The sequence below is a fragment of the Neobacillus sp. PVCKKU3 genome (assembly GCF_058323225.1).
Map to the genome: position 1 here is coordinate 57,249 of NZ_JBLVQN010000035.1, position 7,367 is coordinate 64,615.

At 41.5% G+C, this 7,367-nt stretch carries 9 protein-coding genes; 5 read left to right on the forward strand and 4 right to left on the reverse strand.

The genetic code is table 11. The annotated features are described in order from the left end of the window. Nucleotides 1-28 precede the first annotated feature (28 nt). Nucleotides 29-1,057 (reverse strand): S-adenosylmethionine:tRNA ribosyltransferase-isomerase, encoded by a 1,029-nt coding sequence (locus ACNQGS_RS21165; RefSeq protein WP_491489071.1) that lies wholly within the window; start codon nucleotides 1,055-1,057, stop codon nucleotides 29-31. Further along, nucleotides 1,058-1,774: an SDR family NAD(P)-dependent oxidoreductase gene (locus tag ACNQGS_RS21170; protein WP_491489072.1), complete on the reverse strand. Its 717-nt coding sequence runs from the start codon at nucleotides 1,772-1,774 to the stop codon at nucleotides 1,058-1,060. Nucleotides 1,775-1,975: 201 nt separating this feature from the next. Between ACNQGS_RS21170 and ACNQGS_RS21175 the strand changes: the two genes are divergently transcribed. The 3 genes from ACNQGS_RS21175 to ACNQGS_RS21185 all read left to right on the forward strand — a co-directional run bounded on the left by ACNQGS_RS21175 (nucleotide 1,976) and on the right by ACNQGS_RS21185 (nucleotide 4,425). After that, nucleotides 1,976-2,419, forward strand: a complete 444-nt coding sequence (locus tag ACNQGS_RS21175) for a YbaK family protein (protein ID WP_491489073.1) — start codon at nucleotides 1,976-1,978, stop codon at nucleotides 2,417-2,419. A gap of 76 nt (nucleotides 2,420-2,495) precedes the next feature. Further along, nucleotides 2,496-3,227 carry an N-acetylmuramoyl-L-alanine amidase CwlD gene (gene cwlD / locus ACNQGS_RS21180; RefSeq protein WP_378588623.1) on the forward strand — a complete coding sequence of 244 codons (732 nt, stop codon included), beginning with the start codon at nucleotides 2,496-2,498 and terminating at the stop codon, nucleotides 3,225-3,227. Between the two features lie 145 nt (nucleotides 3,228-3,372). Then, complete coding sequence (locus ACNQGS_RS21185) at nucleotides 3,373-4,425, forward strand: Mrp/NBP35 family ATP-binding protein (RefSeq protein WP_464492275.1); 1,053 nt, start codon at nucleotides 3,373-3,375, stop codon at nucleotides 4,423-4,425. Between the two features lie 104 nt (nucleotides 4,426-4,529). On the opposite strand, the gene gerD is transcribed toward ACNQGS_RS21185, so the two are convergent. Then, nucleotides 4,530-5,129, reverse strand: coding sequence for a spore germination lipoprotein GerD (gene gerD, locus ACNQGS_RS21190; RefSeq protein WP_213148245.1), 600 nt, complete (start codon nucleotides 5,127-5,129; stop codon nucleotides 4,530-4,532). Between the two features lie 144 nt (nucleotides 5,130-5,273). Here gerD and ACNQGS_RS21195 point away from each other — a divergent pair, with 144 nt between their 5' ends. Continuing rightward, nucleotides 5,274-5,963 carry a KinB-signaling pathway activation protein gene (locus tag ACNQGS_RS21195; protein WP_491489075.1) on the forward strand — a complete coding sequence of 230 codons (690 nt, stop codon included), beginning with the start codon at nucleotides 5,274-5,276 and terminating at the stop codon, nucleotides 5,961-5,963. Between the two features lie 21 nt (nucleotides 5,964-5,984). Here the strand turns inward: ACNQGS_RS21195 and pdaB are convergent, their stop codons facing one another. Further along, nucleotides 5,985-6,737 carry a polysaccharide deacetylase family sporulation protein PdaB gene (gene pdaB, locus ACNQGS_RS21200; protein WP_213148298.1) on the reverse strand — a complete coding sequence of 251 codons (753 nt, stop codon included), beginning with the start codon at nucleotides 6,735-6,737 and terminating at the stop codon, nucleotides 5,985-5,987. A gap of 136 nt (nucleotides 6,738-6,873) precedes the next feature. On the opposite strand from pdaB, the gene ACNQGS_RS21205 reads away from it, so the two are divergent. Next, nucleotides 6,874-7,104, forward strand: a complete 231-nt coding sequence (locus ACNQGS_RS21205; RefSeq protein WP_213148243.1) for a hypothetical protein — start codon at nucleotides 6,874-6,876, stop codon at nucleotides 7,102-7,104. Nucleotides 7,105-7,367: the final 263 nt, after the last annotated feature.

Genomic DNA, 7,367 nt, shown 5'->3' on the forward strand with positions numbered 1-7,367 from the left:
TACTGCCATTATAGCTTATTGCCAGTGATTAGATAATTAAATTTATATCGCCAAACTCATGCCATAAATAACCGCAGGCAACGGCTTGCTTATATGCTTGAAGCAAATGCTGTTCTGAAATAAAGGCTGAAAGCATGTCAAGATGGCTTGCTTTCGGCTCATGAAAGCCAGTTATGATCCCGTCGGCAATTTTTAAAGGAAAGTGTTGGTCAATATAGAGATTTGTAACCCCTGAAAGGGCACCGTTTCGGGATGCGGTCTCTAGAGCCCGGACAACCGTTGTTCCAACTGCGATGATCCGATTACCGGAAGCTTTTGTTTGACGAATCAGCTCTATTGTTTGTTCAGAAATATGATATTCTTCCTCATTCTCCGCTGGTGTCTTATGCCAGCTGTCATCAAGGAGATAGCTTAATCCTGTATGCAACTGGATAAAATCAAGCTCGATGTTTTTTCGCTTTAATTGAAAAATCAGCTCCCAGCTGAATGCTCTTCCTGCCGAGGGCATCTCCACTGAGCCTGGATGACAAGCAAACACTGTTTGGTAGTTGTCCAGTTCCCAAGGATACTCAATATATTCGTAGCGGACCGGTTCTCCAAGAGCATAGATGATATTAAATAAGTCTGTTCCTTTCTTTGAAAACTGAATGATTTTTAACGGTGAGTGTGCTTTTTCACCTATTACCATTGCAGTTAATTCCGGTGAAAATTGAAGTGCATCGCCAATTTTTACGGTATTGGCAACAATAAGAGCTTCCCATGTATCACCGCATCTGTGCCTCGACAGCCGGATTTCTATATTAGGTGCAATTTGACCGGCACTTCTCAGCCACTTAGCATGTAATATAGCGGGAATTGTCCGACTGTTATTTAAAATAACCAGGTCTCCAGGCTTTAGGTAATCTGCCAGTCGAAAGAAATGGTCATGCTTAACCTCGCCTGTATAGCGGTTAAGTGCCATCATCCGGACATGATCTCTCCTTACTCCGCGTTTTTCAGGAGGATGGGAGGCATTTAATTCATTGGGAAGATAGAAATCCAACGCTTTTGCCGGCATTTACAATCCCTCCTCTGACTGTGCTTCAAACCGTTTCCCGGTAACACCTACTGACTTATCGGAAGCAAGGTATAAAAATATGTCCACGATATCCTCCGGTTTTGCAAGCGGGTAATCGCAATCTGGAACGGCCAACTGATGCATGTCGGTATCCATTTCTCCTGGATCTACCATGTTGACCCGGATATTTGTTTCGCTTAACTCATCTGCCCATGTTTGTGTCAGGCCTTCAACCGCAAATTTAGAAATTCCGTATGCTCCCCATCCGGCGTAGCCGACGTGGCCCGCTTCAGATGTCACATTAATAATGGAGCCTATATTGCGCTGAAGCATCCCGGGGAGGACTCTTCTTGTTACGGAAAAGGTAGAAACCGCATTTACCCTAAGGACCTCCGCAAAATCATCTTCTGGGTAATCGAGCAAGAGTGGCATTGGACTCGGGCCCAGCATGGAAGCGTTATTAATCAGTACATCAAGCTGGCCGTAGGCTTCCTCCGCCAGCGCAACAAACCGCTCTACATCACGCGCTTTGGATATATCTGCGGTAACAGCCAGTACCTCAGCTCCCAACTTTTCAGCTTCCTCCTTCACTGTGTTTAAGCTATCCGTTGTTCTTGAGCAAATGGCCAGTTTTGCCCCTTTTTCAGCAAAAGCCAATGTTAATGCACGCCCTAACCCTTTAGAAGCGCCCGTAATCATCACTACTTTATTTTTCATAATCTTTATCTCCCCTTCATTCTTGATGTTTTAAGCATATCGGTTTCTTCCAAATCCTCCCTCAGGAAAAAGCTTGAACTTCTTCTACAACTTTTGACTGAGAAAAATCGACGAGGGATAAAAATTGGCAATGGAAATTAGACATGTCTTTGTATTTCTTCAAGAGAGCGGATAAAGAATAGTTTTAAGAGGTGAAAAGAAGTGACTGTGATTACAACCTTTAAAGAAAAAAGACGTGAAAAGCAGATTAAATACGAACGGTCCGTGCTTCGGGACCTATCCATTAATACATTAAAAGAGAGAGTGCGGCAATATTTTGGATCGACCAAGATTGCCTCAAGCCTGATTATGAATTCTGGGGTGGAAGAGGCCTGTTATGATGTTGCCCTTGAAGCTTTTCTATTAGGAGCTAAATTTAGCAAATTTGGCTACCATGGGGAAAGTATGGAACAGGTAAGAATGCGCTGCTTTAATGAAGAAAGGCATTTAATTGATACGTTATTTAATTTCCTCCTATATTGGGGAAATGGCGAAGAGGGCGTCATGAGTGAATCACTCTATTATCACTGTGAACAATATGTCCATGTCTGGTGGAGAGAGGGCTATGAAAAAGGGCAAAGACGCCATAAGCTTCGGCTTCATTAATTCAATGCCTTCATTCCTGTTCTAAAGTCCCGCCTTGTCCCATATAAATTATTGAACAAGGGACGAGCGGGAAGGAATGATTTGGTTGGTTACAAAAAGAATAAAAATCATTTTTTTTTCAGTTGGCTTATTAGCACTATTTTTAATTTTACAGTATGATTTTGCCGAGGATGATTCCTGGAAAGAATGGAGCCTGCCGCTTTCCGGAAAAATTATTCTGCTGGATGCGGGCCATGGCGGTCCGGATGGCGGGGCCGGTACGGGCGAGACGCTTGAAAAAGATATTGCTCTTAACATCACTTTAAAGGTCAGAGATTATCTGCAGCAGCAGGGTGCACTTGTTGTGATGACAAGAGAAACCGATACCGATTTGGCAGATGCTGATACTAGGGGCTACAGCAGGAGAAAAGTCGAGGATCTGAAAAACAGATTAAAGATGATTAATGAAGAGGATAATGACTTCTTTGTAAGCATTCACTTAAATGCCATACCTTCGTCAAGATGGAGCGGCGCCCAAACCTTTTACGCCCCTCATTTTAAGGAAAACGCCAGGGCGGCTAAATTTATTCAAGAGGAGCTCAGGGAAAACTTAGAAAATACTAATCGAAAAGCCAAGCCGATAGGCGGTGTTTATATTTTAAAACATTCAAAAAAACCGGGTGTTCTGGTCGAGGTTGGTTTCCTCTCCAACCCTGCTGAAAAGGCAAGATTAAAGCGGGAGGACTATCAAGAGAAGGTTGCAGCCTCTATATATAAAGGGATCATAAGATATTTCACGAATGAAAAGGAATTAAAAGAAACAGATTAAGGGAAGGCGGGAATGAACACCTTCTCTTTTTATTTGAGGTTATTCCTATGGCGGTGGTTTTAATGTGTGATTCAATTAACTGTATATTGCCATAGTTATGATATACTGTTAGAGGAAACGAATTCAATTGGTGAGGTGTTTTTCAATGTTAACTGAAGCAAGAATCCGTGAGGTTGTTGGCAGCCTCAAAGAGCCATTTTTACATAAAACTTTAGCAGAATTAAATGCTATAGAAGAGATAAAAATTAAAGAAGAAAAAAGCCATGTCAGTGTCAAGGTAGCGATTGCTAGAACAGGGACAAGTGAGCAGCTGCAGCTACAAACGCAAATTGTGAACCTGTTGAAGGAAGCAGGTGCCGCAACAGTAGGAATCCGCTTCAACCAGCTTCCTGATGAAGTGCTTGCTGCCCATCGCCAGGCTGAACCAGAAAAGGAAAAGAATCTCCTTAATTCCCAGTCCACTACCTTTATCGCAATTGCCAGCGGAAAAGGCGGAGTAGGAAAATCGACGGTATCTGTTAACCTCGCTGTTGCTCTGGCGCGCTTAGGTAAAAAGGTCGGGCTTATCGATGCCGACATTTACGGTTTCAGCGTACCGGATATGATGGGAATTACGAATCGGCCGGTTGTCCGAGGCGAAAAGATTATTCCTGTTGAGCGTTTTGGTGTTCAAGTAATTTCAATGGGATTTTTCGTGGAGGATAATTCACCAATTATCTGGCGCGGCCCAATGCTCGGAAAAATGCTGAACAGCTTTTTCAACGAGGTAGAGTGGGGCGACATTGATTATTTACTTCTGGACTTACCGCCAGGAACAGGCGACGTTGCCTTAGATGTTCATAGCATGCTGCCGGCATGCAAAGAAATTATCGTTACCACCCCGCATCCAACCGCAGCCTTTGTAGCTGCCCGCGCAGGTGCGATGGCGATGAAAACCGATCATGAAGTGCTCGGGGTTATTGAGAACATGGCCTATTTTGAAAGCAAGCTGACAGGTGAAAAGGAATATGTGTTTGGTCGCGGCGGCGGAGATAAGTTGGCCGACGAGCTAAATACGGAAGTGCTTGGACGTCTGCCACTTAACCAGCCTGACTGGAACGATGAAGACTTTGCGCCGTCCATCTATCAGGAAGACCATCAGTTAGGAAAAATTTATTTGGAAATTGCCGAAAAAGTCGCGGACCGGCTTGGAAAATAATTTTTTAGATCTGCAGTTTTGCTAGGGTTTGAGTAGTAAAAAAGAACTGCAGCCAAAAGAAAACCTCTTCCGTTTGGAGGAGGTTTTTATTTTGGACAGTGGAATTATGAACCTTGCTCACCGCCGCTTTTGTTATCTTTTGAGGTTTCTTTGGTATTTGCCTGCTCAGCGGCTTTTAAGAGCAATTCCTGAATTTTTGCTTTATAAAGCGGGCTGTCAATAGTCTCAGTTATTACATTTTGAAGCTGTTCACGATACTCCTTGGTTTTTAGGGCATCTGCCATTTGCTTTTGAATTTCTGGTTCCTTGAACACTTCGATCATCATGGCTCTATATTCAGGGTCATTCATTAAATCCTTAAGTAATTTTTCATTTTCTGCCCGCATGTTCTTGGCAACGCCTTGAGCAAATTTCGCGTCGCTGAAGGTTTTTTTCCAAAACTCTGTTGCTTTATCAGAGGTTAATGTTTGTTCAATCGTCTGAGCCACGACATTTTGGTCCATCACCAGTTTTTCCTTCATTTTGTCATCGGACATGACATCTTGGATTGCTTTCTTTCCATCATCCGTCTTTAAAATATCCACGACCATTTTTTTGGTCTGATCATAATCAGGCTGCAACCCGGCGCTAAGATCGTTGTTACCGGAACAGCTAGTTAAAAAAACAAAAACAGGCAGGAGGAGCACAGTAAATTTTGCTCTCATTTTGAAGCTCCTTTCACATAAGAATCCTTAATTTTATAATGAAGAAAATGTCGAAAGATTATACGCGGTTCACGCATTTTATGGATTTTTCAAATTTTGCTTGGTACAATCAGAATGTATTAACTTTTTATGGGGGTTTATAGTGTGACAAGCCGTAACTGGGTAAGACTGTTTATGACCACATTATTAGTCGGCGGAATCACGACGGCTGTTGTGGGTTTTATTGTTCGCTGGAATGAATTTGAGTCATATTTTATTAATTTTCAAATAATCGACATCGTTTCCACAGCGGTATGGCTGCTTTTCATGGGCTTTCTATTCAGCTTGATCAGCCAAATGGGCTTTTTTGCCTATTTAACGGTCCATCGCTTCGGATTAGGTATATTTAAATCCGTCACCCTTTGGAATGGGGTTCAGGTCATTCTGCTTCTGTTTGCCCTGTTTGATTTAGTTTATTTTCGCTATGTCAATTTTGCAAAAGAGGGAGATTCGCTGCTTCCTTATGTAGGGTTGGCGGTCTTTGTATTAGCTGTCGGATTGATTGCTGCCTGGTATAAAATGAAACAAACCGACCGGGAGGCGTTTGTTCCTGCTCTTTTCTTTATGGTTGTTGTTACTCTGGTGGAGTGGATGCCAGCTCTTCAGGAAAATGAAAAAAGCTGGGTCTATTTAATGGTGGCAGCGTTACTTGCCTGCAACGCCTACCAGCTGCTGGTTCTTCATAAATTAAATGCCAAGTCAGTAAAGGAACGTGAGCAACGCATAAGCCAATCAACCAATAATCGTGGAAAAAATAAAGCAGGTAAAAAATTAACAAAAAAACCGTCCGTTTAATTTTTCGGACGGTTTTTTTGGTTATTTTATTTCTTTAGATTGGACTTCTCCGTTTGCAATCATTTCCGATACGGCTACGAATTTTAGGCCTTTATTCCTAAGATCCTGCAGGATTAGCGGTAAAGCCTCTGCTGTTTGTTTGGCAGAATCGGAGGCATGCAGAAGAATAATATCACCTTTTTCTGCATTCTTCACATTTTCTACAATCTTCGCAACACCTGGATTTTGCCAGTCCTTTGAATCCAAACGCCAATGTACGACTGTATAGCCGTAACGCTTCGCAATCGATAATGTGCGTTTATCAAAATGTCCTGTTGGAGCCCTTAGAAGTTTAATCCCCTTTACATTTAACTTTTTAAAAACCTCCTGGGCCTTTAAAATGTCTTTGCTGATTTTTCCATCCTCTTCGTCCCGATAGTCTACATAATTATAACCAAGCAGGCCGATTTCATAGCCGTCCTTGACAATCCGGCTGACAAGATCCGGGTGTCGTTCCGCCCAGGAACCGGATAAAAAGAATGTGGCAGACTTCACATTTTCCTTTTTCAACGTATCCAAAATAGGCTCTGCTTTAACGTCGCCCCAGCCAATATTAAATGTCAGGGCCACATCCTTTTCACCTCGGAAAACGGCCTTTGGGCCATCCTTGGTTGAAAATACAGGGATTTGCGTCAGGTTCTCCATATAGAGAAACCAAGCTGTAAAGAAAGCGGCAACCATAATTAACACAACACTTTTTAACGCTTTACCATTAACAATAAAAAAGAAATTCATCGCTTCCACCTCGTCCACTGCCATCCTTGTCTCAAACATATGATGTGATTTTTAAAAATATGATGAAAGATTTTTATTATAAAAGTAAACAAAATGGAAAAGACTACTATAACATACCATTTATTGGAGGTTATCTATGTACGGGCTTTTAATCAACGAGAAGGAAGTAAAAGAAATAGAATACTTAATAAAGAGAGAAATGGATGAAATTCTTTTTGACTTAAGGGATGAACGTATTGATCATATTGTGAAAAGAGCAATGGAGGAAAGATACAAAATCCTTTTTGATTTATTTAGAAGAGTTGCTTCACCAAATGAGTGTTTTAAATACATGCGCAGAGGTAAGAAAGAACAAAAAAAGGGATAAACTATGTTTTTTTGAAAAGACTGTTGACATTCGATTATTATCTTGTTATATTAATAAACGTCGCTGCTGACACAAAAACAACTTGAAAAAAGTTGTTGACTTTTAAGTAAGCAGATGATATATTAATAAAGTCGCTCTTGAGTGACGGAGTAAGATGGTTCTTTGAAAACTAAACAAACAAAAACGTCAACAAACAATAATATTCGTTTCATTTGAAACGAAGCCAACGTAACATTTTTGAGCTAATCAACTCAACTTTATTG